Raw genomic sequence first — 19,464 nt, forward strand, 5'->3', positions numbered from 1 at the left:
GTTCTCCTCTTAAGCCGCTTGTTGCCATGGCGCTTTGGTCAAGCCCCATACCGGGTTGTTAATCGCCATGTCCATGTCACGGGCAAAAATCGCAAAGCCGTCATAGCCGTGGTAAGGGCCGGAATAATCCCAGCTGTGCATTTGACGGAAAGGCACGCCCATTTTCTGGAACACGTATTTTTCCTTGATGCCGGAACCGACCAGATCTGGTTGCACGGCTTCCACAAACTTCTCAAACTCGTAGCCGGTCACATCGTCATAGATCAGGGTGCCGTCCTTAACATAGTGAGTGGTACGCTGATAGTCATCGTTGTGGCCAAACTCGTAGCCGGTACCCACCACTTCCATGCCCAAATCCTCATAGGCACCAATCACGTGACGGGGACGCAGGCCACCGACAAACAGCATGACTTTTTTGCCTTGCAGGCGTGGTTTGTACTTGGCAATCACGGCATCGGTCAGCGCCTTGTATTTGGCAATGACCTGCTCTGTTTTCTCCTTGATACTGTCATCAAAGAAGCTGGCAATCTTGCGCAGGGATTCTTCGATTTTGGATGGGCCAAAAAAGTTGTACTCTACCCATGGGATCCCATACTTCTCTTCCATGTGGCGGCTGATGTAGTTCATCGAGCGGTAGCAGTGCAGGATATTGAGCTTGGCCTTGGGCGTGTTTTCCAGCTCGGCAATCGAGCCGTCACCGGACCACTGGGCAATCACGCGCAGGCCCATTTCTTCGAGCAGGATACGGCTGGACCAGGCATCGCCACCGATGTTGTAGTCACCAATAATGGCCACGTCATACGGGCTGGACTCGAATTTGTTTTTTTCCGGGTCAGTTTTGTCAAACACAAAGTCGCGCACGGCGTCGTTGGCGATGTGGTGACCCAGCGATTGCGACACGCCACGGAAGCCTTCGCAACGCACAGGTACAATCACTTTGCCTTCATACTCTTTGGCTTTTTTCTTGGACACGGCTTCGATGTCGTCGCCGATCAGGCCAATCGGGCACTCGGACTGTACGGTAATGCCCTTGTTGAGCGGGAACAGTACCTGAATCTCGTCGATGATTTTTTCCAGTTTTTTGTCACCGCCAAACACGATGTCTTTTTCCTGGAAGTCGGAGGTAAACTGCATGGTGCCGAAGGTGTCGATACCGGTGGTACCGATGTAGTAGTTACGGCGTGACGCCCAGGAATACTGGCCACAACCGACCGGACCATGCGAGATATGCACCATGTCTTTAATCGGTCCCCACACCACGCCTTTGGAACCGGCGTAGGCACAACCACGGATGGTCATTACCCCTGGCAGCGATTTGATGTTGGATTTCACATCACACTCGGATTTGCCTTCTTCATACACATTCAAATGTTTTGCACGTTTTTTGGCGGACTTTTCAGGATAGGCTTTTAACACCTCCTGAATCAGCTCGGCGCCGTTGACTTTTGTTTCAGCAGTCGCACTCATCGTTGTCTCCTATGTTCGACTAAAAACCAGTGATAAAAAGAAACTTTTCAAAAATTGTTGAAATTGCCCGGAAGTAACCTCCTCAACTTTTGAAACCGTCTCTGGAGGGGTTGGCAAGGGGCAAAGCCCCCTGCCAAAGACTCATTAAGCTGCAGTCGCCGCTTTACCAATCAGTGTTTCATCCTCTTTCTTCATGATGCCGAAGTCCATCAACAGGTCTTCCAGCTCATCCATGGTGATCGGGGTCGGGATGGTACCGTTACCGGCGTTGGCGTGAACTTTCTGCGCCAGTTGACGATATTCCTCAGCCTGCTTGGAGTCCGGGGCGTATTCCAGCACGGTCATACGACGCAACTCGGCGTGCTGCACCACGTTGTCACGTGGCACAAAGTGGATCAGCTTGGTACCCAGTTTGCCTGCCAGGGCTTCTGCCAGTTCCAGTTCCTTGTCAGTCTGGCGTTCGTTACATACCAGGCCACCCAGACGCACACCGCCGGAGTTGGCGTATTTCAGAATACCTTTAGAAATATTGTTGGCGGCATACATCGCCATCATTTCGCCGGACATGACGATGTAGATTTCCTGTGCCTTGTTTTCACGGATCGGCATGGCGAAACCACCGCACACCACGTCACCCAATACGTCGTAGGACACATAATCCACGCCGTCATAGGCGCCGTTTTCCTCGAGGAAGTTGATCGAAGTAATCACACCGCGACCAGCACAACCCACGCCAGGTTCTGGACCACCGGATTCCACGCAACGGATGTCGCGGTAACCGATTTTCATCACATCTTCGATTTCCAGATCCTCGACAGAACCCGCTTCTGCCGCCAGGGACAATACGGTGTCCTGTGCTTTTGCGTGCAGAATCAGGCGGGTAGAGTCGGCTTTAGGGTCGCAACCGACGATGAGGATTTTCTGACCCATTTCGGCCAACGCAGCCAGCGTGTTTTGAGAAGTGGTGGACTTGCCGATGCCACCTTTGCCATAAAATGCAATTTGACGTAATGCAGCCATAATTGAAGCTCCTTTAGGTTTAAATGAAAAATTCGTCGCTGTACGCAGCCATCTTCCGATTCCGAATCGCAACCTAATCACTTTTCTTATCAGGCGATGGATGGGTGTCGGCCATGTAGGCTGTGTATGGCAAGGAGCGTGCCAACAGAGAAAATAAAAATTAAGTGATTGATTATTATTGATATTTTAATAAAAACACAGACCACACCTCCTTAAATCCCCTCTGTCGCAAACACGACAAAAGCGGCGCCCAGCGTGCGGTATGAAACAAACCTTTCTGCATACGGTCAGCCGCCTTTCAATGCGTTGCTTCATGCATCAACTGGCCGCCAAGCCGCATCCAGGCTTGATCCTTGCCTTCTGCAGATCAATTGGCATAGCTGTTGGTATAACACTTGCTGAATCAGGACTATCTGTCAGTTCCTAGAGAGGTCAGGATGCATCAGCCATTACCCCCCATTAATCCGGCTTTGGATACCAGCCGACACAAGCCAATCGCGCAAATTCAAGGCAATCCGCACTTTGCACAAATCGGTGGAGAAGCTGCCATTACCCATCTGGTCGAGCGCTTTTATTTTCATATGAATACGGCACCAGAAGCTGCAGCGATCCGCGCCATGCATGCGGCAGACCTGTCCGAAACCAAGGCTGTTCTAGTGCAGTTTCTGATCGAATGGCTGGGTGGCCCCAAGGTGTATAGCAACACACGCGGACATCCGCGCTTGCGCCAGCGACATGCCATGTTTGGCATCGGCGAGGCAGAAAGGGATGCCTGGATGTTATGCATGCGACGTGCCGTGCTGGAGGTGGTGGCAGATGCCACGTTAAGGGCACAGTTGGATCAGGCTTTTTTAAAAACCGCAGACTTTATTCGTAACCAGCCAGCGTAACCCCTGGCTTCATTTCTTTAGGAGAACATTGTAATGACTACCATGGAAAGCACCATTTTCGGCAAACTCAACTCAGAGCACCGCTTGCAAAACCCAGTGTTTAAAGATGCCACCAAAGTGCCAGGGCGCTTTGGGTTTCGTGGCGAACTGGCGATTAAATTTGCCCCGCAAGTGGCTGATGAAGCGCGTCCACCTGAAATTACCTGTGACCAGGTCATGGCCTACGCGCAGGAAGGCGAAAATGGCATGCCATTTTTTACTGGCTACCTGCTGTCTTTCGGCTATCTGGAAATGCTGGTTGAAGCATTGAAAGATGCCCTGCTGCCTGAAGGAAAATACATCCTGTTTTGCAACAATATCGACCTCTTGAAAAAATACACGGTCAAGATGAACGGCAGCACTTTTTACATCCTGCCAATTGATGAGGCCACGGTTTATAACGAGTTGCTGGAACTGTTGCACCTGGAAAAGAATGATCTGAAAAAACTGGATACTGCGGGCAAACTGGATGCGGTGATTGCCAAGGCCATGAGTTTTAGCGCCAACTATCCGGAAATCACCTATGAAGAAGGCCTGCAATTGATGGGGCCAGTACGCAACCCGAATGAAAACCGTCCGGTTTAAGGCTGCATCTCGCTGGCATGCAGGCGGAAGAAAGCCCGCAAGACTGGTACAGCACCAACCTGGTTGGTCTTCCGGCCGGATTGCTGGGCTCGGTCGCGTTTAACCGTCACCCGCAGCCCCTGCATATTGCCGGAGCACGCGAGACCCACAGCGGGCTGTTTCGTTTGCTGCACGCCAGCCACAACGCCGAAGAAGCCGCTGACAGGTTTGCCCACTATATGGCCATCGCCTTTGATTTGCAGCGGCCAGCCACAGCACAAGGCCCACGCCGTTTTAGACCCAGCTACCTCAAATTGCTGGAGGGCTGGGGCTTTGATGCCAACAGCCCGCAGGGGGCGGTGCTCAAGGGCTGGGTGGAAAGTCGCTTTGGCCTCACGCCCAGCTTTCACCGCGCACCGCTGGGGCATTTCCCCTCCCCGGCCTGGGTCACCTATCTGGAAGAGAAGTTTTGCAGCCGCTTTCATAACTACAGCATCCATATGCAGCTTGATTTGTTATACGAGTATTGTCAGTTTGTGATTGCGCGTTTTGGCTTGCCAACCTCGCACCCCACACTGACCCTGTGGCGCGGCGTGAACCTCAACGAAGAACCGACCCTGGGGCAACATGGGCTGCGTGCCGGGCTGTGCAGGCTGCGGCTTAACAATCTGGTGTCATTTACCCGCAACCGCGAGCGCGCCGACGAGTTTGGTGACTGGATATTGCAAGTGGAAGTGCCGCTGGTCAAACTGTTACTGTTTCCCGGCTTGCTGCAACACAGCCCACTGTGCGGCGAGGAAGAAGTCATCGCGCTGGGTGGCGAATACGAGGTCATGGCCCGCTATGCCTGACCTCATGCAACGTGCGCTGGGCGCATATCTGGGCATGGCGGTCGGCGATGCGCTGGGCGCGCCAGTGGAGTTTATGACTGCCAGAGAAATCGCCAGCCGAGGCCAGCATCGCGACATGACAGGCGGTGGCTGGCTCAAGCTCAAACCCGGTCAGATTACCGACGACACCGAAATGTCGCTGTGTCTGGGCCGCGCCTGGCTAAGCCACAATGGCTGGCATGCCGAAACGGCCGCACGCATGTTTGTTGACTGGCTGAAAAACCAGCCGATTGATGTGGGCAATACCTGCCGCCGCGGCATCCGCCGCTATTTGCTGGAAGGCAGCGTACAAGGCCCGCCTTCCGAAGCTGATGGCGGCAATGGTGCGGCCATGCGCATGGCACCCATTGCCATCGCCACCTATCACCTACCAGACCAGTTTGAAAAAATCACGCTGGCACAAGCGCACCTCACCCATCACCACCCATTGTCCGATGCCGCCTGCCTGACGCTGGGCAGCATGGTGCATGCACTGTTCAATGGCCAGGGTGGTGCGGGCTGCCGCTTGCTCGCGGCAGCACTGGTCAAACAGTACCCGGCATTCAAATTCGACCCCTATCCGGGCCGGGCCAGCGGCTATATTGTTGACACCATGCAAACCGTGCTGCATTTTTTTCTCAACACTGACAATTTTGAAGACTGCCTGATTGGCACCGTGAACCAGGGTGAAGATGCCGACACTACCGGCGCCATTGTTGGCATGCTGGCGGGTGCCCGCTATGGCAGTCAGGCCATTCCTGAACGCTGGCTGCATGCCCTGCCACTCACCATCCGTCAGGAAATCGAACAACAAGTCCCCGCACTCTTGCAAGGAGGTCTAGATGAGCACCATATTGTTTTATGAAAAACCCGGTTGCAGCAACAACAGTCGGCAAAAAGCCCAACTGGCTGCGGCCGGACACACGGTGATTGCCAAAAATCTGCTCACCGAGCCTTGGACACGTGAGCGCCTGCTGCAATTTTTTGGCTCATTGCCGGTGCACGCCTGGTTTAATCCGGCCGCCCCCAAAATCAGGGATGGCGAGATAGATCCGGCCACGCTGGATGCCGACACCGCATTGGCCATGCTGCGCGCCGAACCACTGCTGATCCGGCGGCCACTCATCGAGGTTGACGGTCAGCGCATGACAGGCTTTGACGCCAGTACCCTATCTGTTTGGTTGGGACAGCCCATCTTGGTCAACACTGCGTCGCAGAGTTGCATGCGGCACCATCCCTCTTAGCGTTGATGACTGCACTAAAACAGCATCAACATATTTCTAAAGTGATAGGCCTTAATCCCCAGACACCGACGGGATTTTATGGATGCTCAAATCCGCGCCATCAAACTCTGACTCGGCATCCAGGCGGATACCTACGATTTTCTTTAATGCGCCGTAAACGATGGTTCCGCCCACTAGCGCGATCACTACACCCAATGCAGTACCTGCCAGCTGGCTCATCAGGCTGACGCCGCCCATGCCACCAAGACTGGTCGCACCGAAGATACCTGCCGCGATACCGCCCCAGGCCCCACACAAGCCGTGCAACGGCCAGACACCAAGCACATCATCGATTTTGAAGCGTGTTTGCGTGAGGGTGAATGCCCAGACAAACAAGGTGCCAGCGACTGCGCCAGTGACCAGTGCGCCGAGTGGGTGCATGACATCAGAACCGGCACAGACGGCCACCAGACCAGCCAACGGGCCATTATGCACAAAGCCCGGGTCATTTTTACCAAGCAGCAATGCGGCCAGCGTGCCACCCACCAGCGCCATCAGTGAATTGACCGCTACCAGGCCGGAAATGCCTTGTATGGATTGGGCGGACATGACGTTAAAACCGAACCAGCCTACAGTGAGTATCCATGCACCCAAAGCGAGGAATGGAATATTGGAAGGTGGATACGCATGCAAACGGCCATCTTTGGTATAGCGACCATTACGTGCGCCCAGCAGTATCACCGCAGGCAAGGCAATCCAGCCGCCCATGGCATGCACGACCACCGAACCGGCAAAGTCGTGAAAGTTTGCACCATAACTGACCTTCAGCCAGTCCTGAAACCCAAAATGAGCGTTCCAGGCAATGCCTTCAAAAAACGGATAAACAAAGCCAACCAGCAAAAATGTTGCGGCCAGTTGCGGGTTGAATTTGGCGCGCTCAGCAATGCCGCCAGAAATAATGGCAGGAATCGCGGCGGCAAAGGTGAGCAAGAAGAAGAACTTGACCAGACCGTAACCGTTTTGCACGGTGAGTGTTTCGGCACCATTGAAAAAGTGGATGCCGTAAGCAATGCCATAGCCAATAAAAAAATAGGCAATGGTAGACACACAAAAATCCACCATAATTTTAACCAGGGCATTCACCTGATTTTTTTGACGTACTGTGCCGACCTCCAAAAAGGCAAAACCGGCATGCATTGCCAAGACCATGATGGCCCCCAGCAATACAAACAGGACGTCATTAGCTGTCACTAATGATTCCATTTCGCTCTCCGAATTCAATAATTATTGATTGGCGTTTTGTCTGAAAGACACGCCTTTTTAAAATGCGCAGGTTTCAAGCAAATATCAGGCCATTATTAAGTGATTGATTTTAAAAGGAGTGGAGATTAGGCACTGGCAAAAACGCCCCAAAATAACTCAATCAAAAGTGCATTGCACATTATTGGTGCAAAATTAGGGCATATTTAAACAAAACTACTTAAAGATGCTCAAATGCTGATGAATGAGGCATGCCATGCGAACTCATCGAGAGTTTGCGTCAACAAAACGCGGATAAAGCGGTGGATAACCGTATCGTCGTATGCCAATACGGAGGAGGGACAGACTTATATGATCTCGACCGGTTGCAATTGCTTGAGCATTTCGACCGCCTCAGGATGCGCAGACCAGAAATAGTAAAATTCACGCACCGCGTTTAAAAATAGGTGACGGGTATTTTTGAGATTAAATAGCGGCAGGGTTGCGTCAGCGGTGATGCGGTAGGCGTTTTTTTCTGTGAGTGGTGCTTCACGCAAGCGCAACAACATGAGCTTTGCCATGCGCGTACGCAGTTCAATATCCATCTCCTGCTTGTGCTCCATGGATTTGAGCGCTTTGACGTAGCCGTTAAGCGGCCATAATTCTGCTGTTTCAAACTTCTCGGACTGCAACGCCGGCCAAACGGACTGCAAATCAATCACCGCCGGCTGCCAACCGATAGGATGTAATTCAAAGCCGACAGTATCGGCATATTGCATGACGGCTTTCACATCGCCGCGCCAAAAAGGATAAAACTCGCGGATAATGGTCAGGATTTCTGGCCAGCGCTGGGCTTCCTTGTCGGCCAGACAATCGTCCACCGCTTGCCGGTAGACCGTGCTGCTGCACTCCTGGTCTTTTAATAGCGGCGTTAACTCAGCCAGCACCGCGTCGCGCTGTGCCATGATGGCAGCATCAGCGCCCTTGCTGTGCAATAAATTATAATAAGCTTGAATCGCATCTGCTTCGCGGCTTGAATTCATCGTTAACAACACTAAATAAGAATGAAATGAATATGAAACGGATTATTGGTCATCATACACTGAAAAAGATAATCGTCTTAAAGGAGAACAACGATGGCTGAATGGGCCTTATTAGCCATTTTGATGGCGGGCGCATGGTATTGGATGGATACGATTTCGAAACGTGAGATCGCGCTCAAGATTGGCCGCCAGTTGGCTGAGCGCTGCCATCTGCAGTTTCTGGATGAAACCGTGGCTTGCGCCCGCGTCGGTTTTGCAAGGGACGGCAATGGTCGCATGCAGTTACAACGCACGTATACCTTTGACGTCTCCAGCCAGGGCATTGAGCGCATGGCCTGTCATCTGCAATTGCGAGGCGGCCAATTGGTAGCCTGGCATATTCCGCCTTACGTCACCCAGTAAAACACCATGGTGGTTGGCCGCTTTGCCCCTTCGCCTACCGGCCCCTTGCATTTTGGCTCACTGGTCGCCGCCGTCGCCAGTTACTGCGATGCTAAAAGCCAGGGCGGCCGCTGGCTGCTACGTATAGAAGATGTAGACACCACCCGCCGCGTAGCCGGCGCCAGCGCAGACATGATTCGCACCCTGCAGCATTATGGCTTTGTTTGGGATGAGGCAATCGTCTACCAAAGCGAACGCACTGAGCATTATGAGCAGGCCCTGGCGCACTTATGCCACCGGGGCCTGGCATACCCTTGCACCTGCTCGCGCAAGGAGATTGCCGACAGCTCAACACAACTGGGCATTGAAGGTGCCATTTATCCTGGCACTTGCCTGCAACATCCCATTAAACCAGACACACCAGCTGCCTGGCGCTTGAAAACGCCTGCCATCAATATCGGCTTTGCGGACAGAATTGTCGGCTGGCAGCAACATGCCATGGCCAGAGACATCGGAGACTTCGTGATCAAGCGTGCCGATGGTCTGTTCAGCTACCAGTTAGCCGTGGTCGTTGATGATGCCTTGCAATGCGTGACCCACGTGGTGCGCGGTGCAGACCTGCTGCAGTCCACCACGCGGCAGATCTATCTGCAACACTGCTTGGGCTATGCCACCCCAGCATATGCCCATATCCCGCTGGTATTGAACGACCAAGGGCAAAAACTCAGCAAACAAACCCTGGCAACCGCTTTGCCGCTCGACAATATCCTGGCCACGCTCGTTGCCGCCTTCAACTTTCTACCCTATTTACCGCAACCGGTTCCCACTTTTTCAAACTTGCCTGCGCTGTGGCAATGGGCAATGGCCCATTGGCAACTCGGCCAGCTTGCTAGCGACTAGTACTCACGCTTATCCCGTGATTTTCTGACAAAACTTACAAAATTTATTGATAACCATTATCAACTAAGTTAATATTCGCGACAATCATTGAGAGGATATTAATTTTATGACGATCAAAAATACCCAAGAAAATCCGTTCAGACCTCGTCCAACGCTGCTCTCGATCGGGCTGTTTTTTAGTAGCGCAATGCTATCCATGACCGCGTTAGGCGCCACTGAGCGCGAAACCGTCGAGTTACAAGAAGTTGAAGTCAAGGCAGAGAAAAAGAGTGACACCAAACCGGTCAAGGGTTACAACGCAAAACGCTCCACCTCCGCGACCAGAACCGATACCGAGCTGGTCAACGTACCGCAAGCCATTACCGTGATTACGCGCGACTTTATGCAAGACCAGTCCATGCAAAGCATCGCTGATGCCGTGCGCTATGTGCCTGGTGTGCAAGCGGCACAAGGTGAAGGTAACCGTGACCAGCTTGTATTACGTGGCAACCAGACTACGGGTGACTTATTTGTAGATGGCCTGCGCGACGACATTCAGACTTACCGCGACTTATATAACACTGACCGTATCGAAGTGCTTAAAGGCCCTAACGGCATGATTTTTGGCCGCGGCGGCGCAGGCGGTGTCGTGAACCGCGTCAGCAAAAAAGCCGGCTGGGATCCCGTCAGAGACCTCAGCGTGAGCTACGGCAGTTTCGATCACCGCCGGATCACCGCGGATTATGGTCAGGGGTTGTCAGAAGAGTTGGCATTCAGACTCAATGCGGTGTATGAAAACTCCAACTCTTACCGTGATGGCGTGGAATTAAAACGCTACGGCATGACACCGACCTTTACGATCAAACCGGGGGATAAAACCGAGATTGTTTTAAGTGCCGAATACTTTAAAGACGAACGCACTGCGGATCGGGGCGTGCCCGCGCAAGCGACACGCACGGGGACATTGACAGTCAATAATGCAGATATTAACCGTCGCCCTTACCGAATAGGCGATTACGATCAGTTTTTTGGTAATGCGAGACTGAGCCCAACCCAGACTGAAACGACCGCATTCAATGCGATTATCAGCCATGCGTTTGATAACGGTGTACAAGTCAAAAACAGCACACGTCTGGCCTTCTATGATAAGTTTTATCAAAACATTTATGCAGATAGCCCCGTCTCAACCACAGGGACATTGACACTTTCCGCGTACCGGGATGATACGAAACGTGAAAACCTGATCAACCAAACAGATATTACCTATAAAGCTAAAGTGGGTAACATCGAACATAATCTGCTCGCTGGTGCTGAACTAAACGCACAGGATACGGAGAATAAACGTCTGACCGGCGCGAGTGTCACTGGCGTCTCTGCCAACGCCCCTTATGCCACAATTGCCATCAACTCACTGGCTAGAAACCAGAAAAGTGACTTCACGGTAGCAGCTTTTTACCTGCAAGATCAGATTGTATTCAATCCACAATGGCAAGCAGTCGTCGGCTTGCGTCATGACCATCTTGATACCAACTATGTCAATTTGATTAACAATCAAACAATCAATGTTTCAGATAGTTTACTCTCGCCGCGTGCAGGTTTGATTTTCAAGCCAACGGAAAATAGCTCGTTGTATGCCAACTACAGCACCTCCTATGTGCCACGCGCAGGCGACCAACTTATTAGTCTGGATGTGACCAACGCCACGTTTAAACCTGAGAAATTTATCAATACCGAAATTGGTGCAAAGTGGGACATCTCGGCATCATTAGCATTGACCGCCGCCATATTCAAATTAGAGCGCGAAAATGTACAGATTGCGAACCCGCAGAATACCTTACAAAACATTCTGGTTGATGGCCAGGAAACCAAAGGTCTGGAAGTTGGCCTGAGCGGCAAAGTGACTGACCAATGGCAGGTCATGGGCGCATTCACGCTGCAAGAAGGTGAAATCACCAAACAGCAAGGCGCAGGCAACAGTGCGATCCTGGCTGGCAGCAATCTGGCAATGACACCCACCCGCACCTTCTCATTGTGGAATAAATACCAGATCAATGACATGTGGGCCGTCGCGTTGGGCATGGTCAGCCGCTCAGAAATGTATGCGGCCACCCCAACGGCTAGCCAAAGCACGCTGCTGCCTGGTTACACGCGTTTTGATGCAGCGATTTTTGCCAAGTTAAGCCCGCAGTGGGATGCGCAAATCAATATCGAGAACCTGACTAACAAAGACTATGCCCTGTTTGCGCACAACAACAATAACATTACGCCCGGTGCGCCTTTAAACGCCCGTGCGACCTTGAACTATCATTTCTGATCTAGCATGCATGTGATTTTAGCCCGCCACTGTGCGGGCTTTTTTATTGCGGGTGTCAGCGACGCCAAGCTTCAATGTTAAAATAGCGCACATGAAAAATGCACAACGTCCAGACCAACTGCACCCTTTTATTTTTGAACAGTCCGCCGTGCGCGGTAATTTTGTTCAGCTCAATCAAAGCCTGTTCACTGCGCTTGAGCATCAGAGCCTGCCTGATGCGCTCAAAAGCGTGATTGGTGAGTTTGCGGCAGCCAGTGTGTTGCTGACCTCTACCCTCAAAATGCAAGGGAAACTGATTTTGCAATTGCAAAGTAAAGGCGCCTTGCAGTTATTGGTGGTTGAATGCACTTCTGCTTTAAATATCCGCGCGACAGCCAAGATCAGTGGCGAACTCAATGGCCCACATTTAATAGACTGGCTCGCACAAGGCCAGCTGGTGATTACCCTGATGCCTGAAACGGGCGAGCCTTATCAGGGCATTGTGCCGCTAGAAGGTGACAGCATAGCCAGCATGCTTGAAAACTACATGCTGCGCTCTCAACAGATTGACACCCGCCTATGGCTGACCGCGGAGGGAAACCGCGCGGCTGGCCTGCTGTTGCAAAAATTGCCGCAGCAGCAAGAAAGTGATCTGGACTGCTGGAACCGTGTGCAACATCTGGCGGGTACTGTCACGGCCCCGGAGCTGTTGGATCTGGAAGCGGTCACCCTCTTGCAGCGGTTGTTTGTGGAAGAAGATGTACGGTTATTTAGCGGGCGCGAAGTGCAGGCGTTTTGTAGTTGCTCGCAAGCCAATGTCAGCAATATGCTGCAAATGCTGGGTCTGGAAGAAGTGCAAAGCATTTTGCAGGAGCAAGGCAGCATTGAGATTCAATGTGACTTTTGCCACAAACACTATGTGGTTGATGAAGAAGAAGCGCTCGCCTTGTTTGAGGCAGACAACTCGCCTGGCATCAAACACTAATCTGCGGCTATGTGCCCAGTCCGCGTTGGCGCTGGCATTCAAATAACGCAATCGCGGTGGCTGCGGCCGCATTCAAAGACTCCAGGGCCAGTGTGCCCTGATGTGCCATAGGAATGGTGACACAGGTCTCAACCGCGGCTTGCAGCGCAGCAGAAATCCCAGCCCCTTCGTTGCCCACCACAAACAAGACGGGCTCTTGCAGCCCTTGCTGATACAAGCTGGCGCCCTGCATGGTCAAAGCAAGGGTTTTGCCGGAAAAGCCCGCAATCACCTCGAGCGCATCCACGCTTTCCATCAGCGGTAAAATAAACTGTGCCCCCTGCCCGCCTCTGAGCGCTTTGGGCGACCAGGCATCGGTACAACCTTTAGTCAGATAGGCGGCCTGCACGCCTGCGGCCGCGGCCGTCCGCAAGATGCTGCCCAAATTACCCGGATCCTGGATATCTTCTATCACCAGTGCAAAATCACAGTGCGCGGGCAGCGTCGCAGCAGGAATATCCACCAAGGCCATCACACCACTACTGGATGCGACTGGCGCCAACTCGGCAAACATCAACGTAGGCAGCAGCATCGTATCCACATCCGTCAACTGCTGTATCAAGGCCGTCGCCTCGTCATTACTATGCCCTTCAGGAATAATCAGCAGCCTGGGTTCACCATAGACCTGATGGTAGGCTTCAATCAAATGCACGCCCTCCAACAGGGTAGACGCCGTTTTTTTGCGCTCACGCGACTGGTCGGCCAGCTTGCGCAATTGCTTGAAGACAGGGTTATCGCGGGAGGTAATATGTTTAAAAGCCATGGCCGAATTATACGTGAATTGCGCGACTGACTGATTTTTGCCTGGAATCCATCCACAAACACGCGCCCAGCCCAAAGCTGCGCGCCATTCACGTATAATTCCTGCATGGCAAAAACACTTGATTTAGAACGTATCTTGCACCGGCAGGGCTTTGGCACACGCAAAATGTGCCGCATTTTAATTGTTAACGATGCAGTGACCGTCAATGGTGAACCCTGTGATGACCCGGACGCTAAGTTTGCGCTCGACAACAGCCTGCACTTCACGGTGGAAGGTGAGCCCTGGCAATACCGCGAGCATAGTTACCTGATGATGCACAAACCGGCGCATTATGAATGTACGCATAAAACCCAATTTCACCCGACCATCTATACACTGCTGCCCAGCCCGCTGGTAGAGCGCGGAGTACAGTGTATCGGACGGCTGGATGAAGATACCACCGGCCTGATTTTGCTGTCAGACGATGGCCAGTTTATTCACAAAGTCAGTTCACCCAAACACCATGTACCCAAGGTATACGAGGTGACTTGCAAACACGCTTTGAGCACTGCCGATATGCAGCACCTGTTGGCAGGCGTGCAACTGATTGATGAAGACGAAACGATTGCTGCCTTGGCCGCCACACAGATCACAGAGACCGTGATACACCTCACGCTGGCAGAAGGCAAATACCATCAGGTCAAGCGCATGATCGCCGCCATCGGCAACCGCGTAGAAGCCTTGAAACGTATCAAAATTGGTCAACTTGCGCTACCAGAGACTCTGGCAGTGGGGGAATGGCGCTGGCTCACCGACGAGGATTTAATTGCCGTTCAATCCTGAACGATCAACAAAGGACCTTCATGATCTGGTTAGTACTGATAATTGCGGGATTGTTTGAAACTGCCTGGGCCATCGGTTTGAAGTATACCGAGGGATTCACCAAGTTTTGGCCCTCGTTCTGGACCATCGTGACCATGGTCATCAGTGTCTGGCTCTTGGGCGTCTGCGTCAAGCAGCTGCCTGTCGGCACGGCTTATGCCGTCTGGGTTGGCATTGGAGCTGTCGGTACTGTGATCGGCGGCATCTGGCTATTTAATGAACCGGTATCTCCATTGCGCATCTTCAGCTTGTGCATGATTATGGCCGGCATTATCGGCCTCAAGCTGGCGGCGCATTAACTGCCAGCAAGCACTGGCATTAGCAAACTGGCAATTTTAAATCCTGTTCTGTGAAAGCCGGGCAACTTGAAACTCAAGCCGCCCCCAAGCCTGGATTTAACTGCCGAGCAATTTTTGTGCTTTGGCAGTGGCGTTATTCGCAGTCTGTTTTTTAGAGTGTGAGACGTGATGTGTTTTTGTGGCCCCGCTTTGCTGGGCCACGCAAGCGCCGCCTGCACTGCCTAAACCGGCACCAATCACCGCGAGCAACCTGCCACCACCCAAACCACGACCCAGGATTGCACCGCCGGCCCCGCCCACGGCACCCCCCAACATCGTCGCAGGCTGTGCTTTGCCACCATTGGCGACCACACTCCCCACGGCACCACCTACGGCGCCACCGAGCACTTCACCCGCGGGCCCCAGCATCACGGCACCAATGGCTGAACCAGCCAAGCCACCGACGCCACTGGCACCGACATTTTTGCTATTACAGCTTTGCGCCCAACTGGGGTTGCTGGCAATCAGCAAACTGACAGCAATCATCCATGTTTTCATGTCATGCTCCATTCAATGGAAAAGGAAGAGGATCAAATAGACACTTGTACGACATGCGCGCTTAATCAGCAGTCTTAATCGTGATCATGGTGTCTGTGTTTGTGGTGATGACGCGGACCTTTGTGTCGTTTGCCATAGCCACGCCCGGCATAGGGATCCGGCTCGGCTATCACTTTACCGACCACTGCACCACCTGCACCCCCAACACCGGCACCGACCACAGCGCCTGTAGTAGTACCGCTCACTTTACGCCCAACCATTGCCCCGGTGGCACCGCCCGCAGCCCCACCCAAAATGGCACCGGTCCGCCCCGCACGGCCTGTGGTCGCCGCGCCTCCCAGACCACCACCGACAGCGCCACCGATGACCTCACCGGTAGAGCCGCCTAACACGCTACCTACTGCAGTCCCGGCTGCAGCGCCCAGGCCGCCGCCAAGACCTGTTTCCAGATTATCTGCCATGACTGGTGTTGCGCATATGAACAACACACCCCAAATCAATTTTTTCATGTTGTATCCCTTGTTTGAATTTATGCTATTTTAAATGGTCTTTGAAAAACCATATATTGTTTATTGACTATATTGTTATGTTAACTAGCCGACTCAGCCTCTTTTGCATTTGCATCGTGTCAATTTGTCTCATCAGCTGCTCAGCGCCGATGCCCAGCCAGGCCGAGCAATCCATTGTCCGCAGCTTTGACCCTAACCAATACACCGGAACCTGGTATGAAATTGCCAGACTGGACAACCGATTTGAAAAAGGCTTGGAGCAAGTCACGGCCAATTACACCATCGAAGCGGATGGCACCCTCAAGGTAGTGAACCGTGGCTTCGATCCCCAGAAAAACGACTGGAGTGTCGCTACCGGCAAGGCCAAATTTGTCGATCCGGCCAATTCTGACGGCAGCCGTACCGGCAAACTCAAGGTGTCATTCTTCGGCCCTTTTTATGGTGATTACACCATCCTCGAAATCGATAAGCCTTATTACAACTATGCCTTGGTTAGCAGTGGCAGAGACTACTTATGGATACTCTCCCGCACACCACAACTCCCCTACCCGATCAAACAACATTTGATGGCCAAAGCCAAAGAATTGGGTTTTGCCACCGATCAGTTACTGTTCATCCGACAAGCCAACCAGGCCGAGTACGAATCCGGTAGACATGTGATGCCCCAGCATCAATAACTCCTGCCGGGACATCTCTGATACCACCGCATGGCCTTGTCCATCAGTTCATTGGGCATCCATCTGCTCAACAGCGCTGCCAGGTGCGGGTGGAGTATCCATCACTGTATCCATGCCTGCTGGCGCAGGGGCTGGCACCACTTCACCTGTGGTATAGCGCAACTCGCCCAGAACGGCATACACGCCTTCAGCCTGTTTGGCCAGATTAGTCACCGTTTCAACCTGCTCTTTGGAAGAAACCTGACCGCTCAGTTGAACCACACCATGGGTGTCAGAATTCACTTCAATTGCTGAAGCATCTACGCCATGGCTCTGCAACAGGGTTTTCACATTGTCGACCACCGTTTCGCTAGGCAAAAATTTATACATCGGTTCGCCTTGTGCCAGCGCATGGGTGCTGGCAAGGCCCATTAAAGCCACTAAAGCACTCATAGTCAGATAACGATTCATTTTCATGATGTTTCCTTTCATTTGTACACGTGATTAAGAGGGCGAGTTGTCCAAGCTGCAAAGAGGATGAATCTAACAACTACTTGTAGGACAACCCGCCAAACAAAAAAAGCAAGCTACATCATTGGGAGAGGATATGTAGCTTGCGAGGGGGTGTGAGTTAACCTTTCACCACAATAGCGTTTTTCACAGATTTAACGCCCTCTACGCCAGTCACCAACTCTTCAGCCTTGGCTTTGAGAGAAGCATCTCCGACAAATCCACTCAGCAATACTTCGCCTTTATGAGTTTCCACGCTGATCTTGAGTGACTTCAAGGATTCTTCCTCGAGCAGTTTGGCTTTGACTTTAGTGGTGATCCAGCTGTCAGACATGGCGCCTTTAATGGCTTTCTGGCTGGTCTGTGTCTTAAGCTCTGCAAATTCTTCATAGCTCAAAGTGCCATCATTGTCGTGGTCAAACGCTTTGAAATCTTTTTTCTTTACGTTTTTGTCTTGCTGTATTTCTGCCCAGGTCAAGGTGCTGTTGCCATTCTTGTCCAAGGCCTTAAACTCTTCCTGATAGGGCTGTACGCCGTTTTGCACTTCGTCCAAATCGAACGCAAAGGCATTCACAGTGATTGTTGTTGCCAACAGGCTGCCAAAGATGATTGCTTGTTTATATTTTGACATTGACATTTGCGTCTCCTTATTTACGCACATCGCAAAGTAGTTGATGCGATGTGTAGCCATGTTACTGGCTGGGAGCGCAGGGGTCAGTCGTCCACCGACTGAATCCCTTGTCAGAATATGACTACAGCGTGCAAAACGCTGTATAAGGAGGCTTAGTTGTTTGCCGGTTCGGCAGCGAGGAAAGGTAACATCACCCGCGTACTGGTGCCCTGGCCAGGCGTACTGGTGACTTCATAATGGCCGCCAATAGACTCTACCCGGTTGCGCATGCCGCTAATGCCGGTGTTACTACTGGTCAGACTATTCATGTCAAAGCCGATACCATTATCGGCAATTTCAAGCTTGATATGCTGGTCGTCGTGCATCAGATGCACCGAAACGCCACTGGCCTGTGCATACTTGCTGCAGTTGTTCAGGCTCTCTTGCACCAGGCGATAAATAATCAGACTCAAGGTCTCGTTCATCATGAGCTCCTGCTCGGGCATGATGATATCCATTTGCCAATGATTACGGGCAGCGGCCTCATCAACCAGATTTTGCAACGAGGCGATCAGACCAAAAGTCTTGATCATGGAAGGGTGCAGGTTTTGCACAATCTCGCGTTTGAAGTTGATACTGCGGTCCAGGTATTGGTTGGTCTTTTTAAGCTTGTCGGTGATTTGCGGCGAACTGTCTTTTAAGTATTTGATCGCCCAGGAAATATCCATTTTAATGGCTGTCAACAATGAGCCAAGCTCATCATGCAATTCGCGCGAGAGCTGATAGCGCTCACGCTCAATGTTAGTCTGTGCCTGCAGCGCCTGGCGTTGCAGGCTGACCGTTAGGGTCTGGATATTGCGCTCGTATTCGGCGTTCTCATCCGTCAAGCGTTCGTGCAGATTGGCTTTTTCTGCCAGCTCACGCAATAACCGGCGAATCACCAGAACCACCAGTGACACAAAGATCAACGGGCACGCCATGACAAACCAGCGCATCATGCGCCGCATATTATTTCTCGCCTCGGCCAGTTCGTGACGGTAATCGGTGATTTCCTTCTCAAACTGGCGCGAGAGCATTTGCACGTTCGCACTTTCTTTAATGCCAGAGTCCAGCTTGACCACGGCCAACGCCTTGTCGAACTGGTGCTTCTTGGCAAAATCAATGGTCACACTCATTTCGGCAGACTTTTTGGCAATGCTGTTGACCAGCTGGTTCATGATGTTTTGTATCGTGATGTGCTTGACCAGATTGGTGTGGTTCAACAGCGTATTAATGTTTTGCAGATGTTCGCTGATCTCCTGCGTCGCCTCGTCATAAGGCGCGAAATAGTTTTCCGAACGGGTGAGCAAGTAGCCGCGCTGCGCGCTTTCAGCCACCGAAAGACTGGCTTGTGTTTTCCACTCCTCCATCAGGAGCTGGTCCAGTTTGGTCAGCAGGTCTGTTTTTTCACGCGTATTGACGATCAAGCGATCGTTCACCACCAGCATGGCCGCAGCGAGCAATAAACTCACCGTCAGTAAAGCCACCGTATTACCGCCAAAGGTATCACTGATGACTTCCAGCCTGTCCAGCAAGGCCATCAATTGGGTTCTGATTTTTTGCATGCGGTTTACAAGGATAAAGATTGAAAGAAGGGTCAATCCAGCGTATTTTAATGTGCATTGTGAACAATACATTATCATCATAACGGGCTTGATGAGGATGGGCAATGTAAACATGCGTGATCAAGCCAAATAAGTATTGTCAGAGAATTCTGACCGTGTAATCGGTAGTGAGCCGATAGGTTCT

General features: G+C 52.0%; 22 protein-coding genes. 12 read left to right on the forward strand and 10 right to left on the reverse strand.

The features are described from left to right. Window positions 1-9: 9 nt before the first annotated feature. Together nifD and nifH are read right to left on the reverse strand one after the other, a co-directional pair. Complete coding sequence (nifD, locus tag ACT53D_RS07515) at window positions 10-1,467, reverse strand: nitrogenase molybdenum-iron protein alpha chain (RefSeq protein WP_194747314.1); 1,458 nt, start codon at window positions 1,465-1,467, stop codon at window positions 10-12. 144 nt (window positions 1,468-1,611) lie between these two features. Further along, a complete protein-coding gene (gene nifH / locus ACT53D_RS07520) occupies window positions 1,612-2,487 on the reverse strand; it encodes a nitrogenase iron protein (RefSeq protein ID WP_228518672.1) in 876 nt (291 codons plus the stop codon). A 437-nt stretch (window positions 2,488-2,924) separates the two neighbouring features. Between nifH and ACT53D_RS07525 the strand changes: the two genes are divergently transcribed. The 5 genes from ACT53D_RS07525 to ACT53D_RS07545 are packed head-to-tail and all read left to right on the forward strand — an operon-like array spanning window position 2,925 to window position 6,093. Beyond that, window positions 2,925-3,377, forward strand: a complete 453-nt coding sequence (locus ACT53D_RS07525) for a group II truncated hemoglobin (RefSeq protein ID WP_476155428.1) — start codon at window positions 2,925-2,927, stop codon at window positions 3,375-3,377. A gap of 33 nt (window positions 3,378-3,410) precedes the next feature. Continuing rightward, entirely contained in the window at window positions 3,411-4,001 is a 591-nt protein-coding gene (locus ACT53D_RS07530) for a hypothetical protein (RefSeq protein ID WP_313983453.1), read from the forward strand. Window positions 4,002-4,018: 17 nt separating this feature from the next. Then, window positions 4,019-4,831: an NAD(+)--dinitrogen-reductase ADP-D-ribosyltransferase gene (locus ACT53D_RS07535; protein ID WP_476155430.1), complete on the forward strand. Its 813-nt coding sequence runs from the start codon at window positions 4,019-4,021 to the stop codon at window positions 4,829-4,831. 4 nt (window positions 4,832-4,835) lie between these two features. Further along, window positions 4,836-5,714, forward strand: a complete 879-nt coding sequence (draG, locus tag ACT53D_RS07540; RefSeq protein WP_476155432.1) for an ADP-ribosyl-[dinitrogen reductase] hydrolase — start codon at window positions 4,836-4,838, stop codon at window positions 5,712-5,714. Further along, on the forward strand, window positions 5,692-6,093 hold the full coding sequence (locus ACT53D_RS07545) for an ArsC/Spx/MgsR family protein (protein ID WP_476155434.1): 402 nt from the start codon (window positions 5,692-5,694) through the stop codon (window positions 6,091-6,093). The genes draG and ACT53D_RS07545 overlap by 23 nt, the downstream gene beginning before the upstream one ends. Window positions 6,094-6,144: 51 nt before the next feature. On the opposite strand, the gene ACT53D_RS07550 is transcribed toward ACT53D_RS07545, so the two are convergent. Both ACT53D_RS07550 and ACT53D_RS07555 read right to left on the reverse strand, forming a co-directional pair. After that, window positions 6,145-7,335: an ammonium transporter gene (locus tag ACT53D_RS07550; RefSeq protein ID WP_379077169.1), complete on the reverse strand. Its 1,191-nt coding sequence runs from the start codon at window positions 7,333-7,335 to the stop codon at window positions 6,145-6,147. Between the two features lie 344 nt (window positions 7,336-7,679). Then, the gene (locus tag ACT53D_RS07555) at window positions 7,680-8,276 is read right to left on the reverse strand and encodes a hypothetical protein (protein WP_338656891.1); all 597 of its coding nucleotides are present in this window, start codon (window positions 8,274-8,276) and stop codon (window positions 7,680-7,682) included. Window positions 8,277-8,447: 171 nt separating this feature from the next. Between ACT53D_RS07555 and ACT53D_RS07560 the strand changes: the two genes are divergently transcribed. From ACT53D_RS07560 to hslO, 4 genes are all read left to right on the forward strand, one after another. Further along, on the forward strand, window positions 8,448-8,756 hold the full coding sequence (locus ACT53D_RS07560) for a DUF3301 domain-containing protein (RefSeq protein WP_194747322.1): 309 nt from the start codon (window positions 8,448-8,450) through the stop codon (window positions 8,754-8,756). A 6-nt stretch (window positions 8,757-8,762) separates the two neighbouring features. Next, complete coding sequence (gene gluQRS, locus ACT53D_RS07565; RefSeq protein ID WP_476155437.1) at window positions 8,763-9,635, forward strand: tRNA glutamyl-Q(34) synthetase GluQRS; 873 nt, start codon at window positions 8,763-8,765, stop codon at window positions 9,633-9,635. Window positions 9,636-9,741: 106 nt separating this feature from the next. Next, window positions 9,742-11,928 (forward strand): TonB-dependent receptor, encoded by a 2,187-nt coding sequence (locus ACT53D_RS07570; protein WP_476155439.1) that lies wholly within the window; start codon window positions 9,742-9,744, stop codon window positions 11,926-11,928. A gap of 91 nt (window positions 11,929-12,019) precedes the next feature. After that, window positions 12,020-12,892, forward strand: a complete 873-nt coding sequence (hslO, locus tag ACT53D_RS07575) for an Hsp33 family molecular chaperone HslO (RefSeq protein ID WP_313983430.1) — start codon at window positions 12,020-12,022, stop codon at window positions 12,890-12,892. A gap of 7 nt (window positions 12,893-12,899) precedes the next feature. Here the strand turns inward: hslO and ACT53D_RS07580 are convergent, their stop codons facing one another. Beyond that, window positions 12,900-13,694 (reverse strand): TrmH family RNA methyltransferase, encoded by a 795-nt coding sequence (locus ACT53D_RS07580; RefSeq protein WP_275357097.1) that lies wholly within the window; start codon window positions 13,692-13,694, stop codon window positions 12,900-12,902. A 105-nt stretch (window positions 13,695-13,799) separates the two neighbouring features. Here ACT53D_RS07580 and ACT53D_RS07585 point away from each other — a divergent pair, with 105 nt between their 5' ends. Then, a complete protein-coding gene (locus ACT53D_RS07585) occupies window positions 13,800-14,516 on the forward strand; it encodes a pseudouridine synthase (protein WP_313983424.1) in 717 nt (238 codons plus the stop codon). A 20-nt stretch (window positions 14,517-14,536) separates the two neighbouring features. Next, complete coding sequence (gene sugE / locus ACT53D_RS07590) at window positions 14,537-14,854, forward strand: quaternary ammonium compound efflux SMR transporter SugE (RefSeq protein WP_194747328.1); 318 nt, start codon at window positions 14,537-14,539, stop codon at window positions 14,852-14,854. A gap of 96 nt (window positions 14,855-14,950) precedes the next feature. On the opposite strand, the gene ACT53D_RS07595 is transcribed toward sugE, so the two are convergent. Both ACT53D_RS07595 and ACT53D_RS07600 read right to left on the reverse strand, forming a co-directional pair. Then, window positions 14,951-15,391 carry a bacteriocin gene (locus tag ACT53D_RS07595; protein ID WP_476155442.1) on the reverse strand — a complete coding sequence of 147 codons (441 nt, stop codon included), beginning with the start codon at window positions 15,389-15,391 and terminating at the stop codon, window positions 14,951-14,953. Between the two features lie 74 nt (window positions 15,392-15,465). After that, the gene (locus tag ACT53D_RS07600) at window positions 15,466-15,900 is read right to left on the reverse strand and encodes a hypothetical protein (protein ID WP_194747330.1); all 435 of its coding nucleotides are present in this window, start codon (window positions 15,898-15,900) and stop codon (window positions 15,466-15,468) included. 149 nt (window positions 15,901-16,049) lie between these two features. On the opposite strand from ACT53D_RS07600, the gene ACT53D_RS07605 reads away from it, so the two are divergent. Next, complete coding sequence (locus tag ACT53D_RS07605) at window positions 16,050-16,577, forward strand: lipocalin family protein (RefSeq protein ID WP_476155610.1); 528 nt, start codon at window positions 16,050-16,052, stop codon at window positions 16,575-16,577. Window positions 16,578-16,625: 48 nt separating this feature from the next. Here the strand turns inward: ACT53D_RS07605 and ACT53D_RS07610 are convergent, their stop codons facing one another. The 3 genes from ACT53D_RS07610 to ACT53D_RS07620 all read right to left on the reverse strand — a co-directional run bounded on the left by ACT53D_RS07610 (window position 16,626) and on the right by ACT53D_RS07620 (window position 19,280). After that, on the reverse strand, window positions 16,626-17,033 hold the full coding sequence (locus tag ACT53D_RS07610; RefSeq protein ID WP_476155444.1) for a BON domain-containing protein: 408 nt from the start codon (window positions 17,031-17,033) through the stop codon (window positions 16,626-16,628). 154 nt (window positions 17,034-17,187) lie between these two features. Then, window positions 17,188-17,703 carry a BON domain-containing protein gene (locus ACT53D_RS07615; protein ID WP_275357102.1) on the reverse strand — a complete coding sequence of 172 codons (516 nt, stop codon included), beginning with the start codon at window positions 17,701-17,703 and terminating at the stop codon, window positions 17,188-17,190. Between the two features lie 146 nt (window positions 17,704-17,849). Further along, window positions 17,850-19,280, reverse strand: a complete 1,431-nt coding sequence (locus tag ACT53D_RS07620; protein WP_476155446.1) for a sensor histidine kinase — start codon at window positions 19,278-19,280, stop codon at window positions 17,850-17,852. Window positions 19,281-19,464: the final 184 nt, after the last annotated feature.

The sequence above is a fragment of the Methylophilus sp. DMC16 genome (assembly GCF_056314045.1).

What these genes read in the sequence shown, in the direction of transcription:
- nifD (WP_194747314.1), bottom strand. Translation starts at nt 1,467, where the DNA reads ATGAGTGCGACTGCTGAAACAAAAGTCAACGGCGCCGAGCTGATTCAG.
- nifH (WP_228518672.1), bottom strand. Translation starts at nt 2,487, where the DNA reads ATGGCTGCATTACGTCAAATTGCATTTTATGGCAAAGGTGGCATCGGC.
- ACT53D_RS07525 (WP_476155428.1), top strand. Translation starts at nt 2,925, where the DNA reads ATGCATCAGCCATTACCCCCCATTAATCCGGCTTTGGATACCAGCCGA.
- ACT53D_RS07530 (WP_313983453.1), top strand. Translation starts at nt 3,411, where the DNA reads ATGACTACCATGGAAAGCACCATTTTCGGCAAACTCAACTCAGAGCAC.
- ACT53D_RS07535 (WP_476155430.1), top strand. Translation starts at nt 4,019, where the DNA reads ATGCAGGCGGAAGAAAGCCCGCAAGACTGGTACAGCACCAACCTGGTT.
- draG (WP_476155432.1), top strand. Translation starts at nt 4,836, where the DNA reads ATGCAACGTGCGCTGGGCGCATATCTGGGCATGGCGGTCGGCGATGCG.
- ACT53D_RS07545 (WP_476155434.1), top strand. Translation starts at nt 5,692, where the DNA reads ATGAGCACCATATTGTTTTATGAAAAACCCGGTTGCAGCAACAACAGT.
- ACT53D_RS07550 (WP_379077169.1), bottom strand. Translation starts at nt 7,335, where the DNA reads ATGGAATCATTAGTGACAGCTAATGACGTCCTGTTTGTATTGCTGGGG.
- ACT53D_RS07555 (WP_338656891.1), bottom strand. Translation starts at nt 8,276, where the DNA reads ATGGCACAGCGCGACGCGGTGCTGGCTGAGTTAACGCCGCTATTAAAA.
- ACT53D_RS07560 (WP_194747322.1), top strand. Translation starts at nt 8,448, where the DNA reads ATGGCTGAATGGGCCTTATTAGCCATTTTGATGGCGGGCGCATGGTAT.
- gluQRS (WP_476155437.1), top strand. Translation starts at nt 8,763, where the DNA reads ATGGTGGTTGGCCGCTTTGCCCCTTCGCCTACCGGCCCCTTGCATTTT.
- ACT53D_RS07570 (WP_476155439.1), top strand. Translation starts at nt 9,742, where the DNA reads ATGACGATCAAAAATACCCAAGAAAATCCGTTCAGACCTCGTCCAACG.
- hslO (WP_313983430.1), top strand. Translation starts at nt 12,020, where the DNA reads ATGAAAAATGCACAACGTCCAGACCAACTGCACCCTTTTATTTTTGAA.
- ACT53D_RS07580 (WP_275357097.1), bottom strand. Translation starts at nt 13,694, where the DNA reads ATGGCTTTTAAACATATTACCTCCCGCGATAACCCTGTCTTCAAGCAA.
- ACT53D_RS07585 (WP_313983424.1), top strand. Translation starts at nt 13,800, where the DNA reads ATGGCAAAAACACTTGATTTAGAACGTATCTTGCACCGGCAGGGCTTT.
- sugE (WP_194747328.1), top strand. Translation starts at nt 14,537, where the DNA reads ATGATCTGGTTAGTACTGATAATTGCGGGATTGTTTGAAACTGCCTGG.
- ACT53D_RS07595 (WP_476155442.1), bottom strand. Translation starts at nt 15,391, where the DNA reads ATGAAAACATGGATGATTGCTGTCAGTTTGCTGATTGCCAGCAACCCC.
- ACT53D_RS07600 (WP_194747330.1), bottom strand. Translation starts at nt 15,900, where the DNA reads ATGAAAAAATTGATTTGGGGTGTGTTGTTCATATGCGCAACACCAGTC.
- ACT53D_RS07605 (WP_476155610.1), top strand. Translation starts at nt 16,050, where the DNA reads ATGCCCAGCCAGGCCGAGCAATCCATTGTCCGCAGCTTTGACCCTAAC.
- ACT53D_RS07610 (WP_476155444.1), bottom strand. Translation starts at nt 17,033, where the DNA reads ATGAAAATGAATCGTTATCTGACTATGAGTGCTTTAGTGGCTTTAATG.
- ACT53D_RS07615 (WP_275357102.1), bottom strand. Translation starts at nt 17,703, where the DNA reads ATGTCAATGTCAAAATATAAACAAGCAATCATCTTTGGCAGCCTGTTG.
- ACT53D_RS07620 (WP_476155446.1), bottom strand. Translation starts at nt 19,280, where the DNA reads ATGCAAAAAATCAGAACCCAATTGATGGCCTTGCTGGACAGGCTGGAA.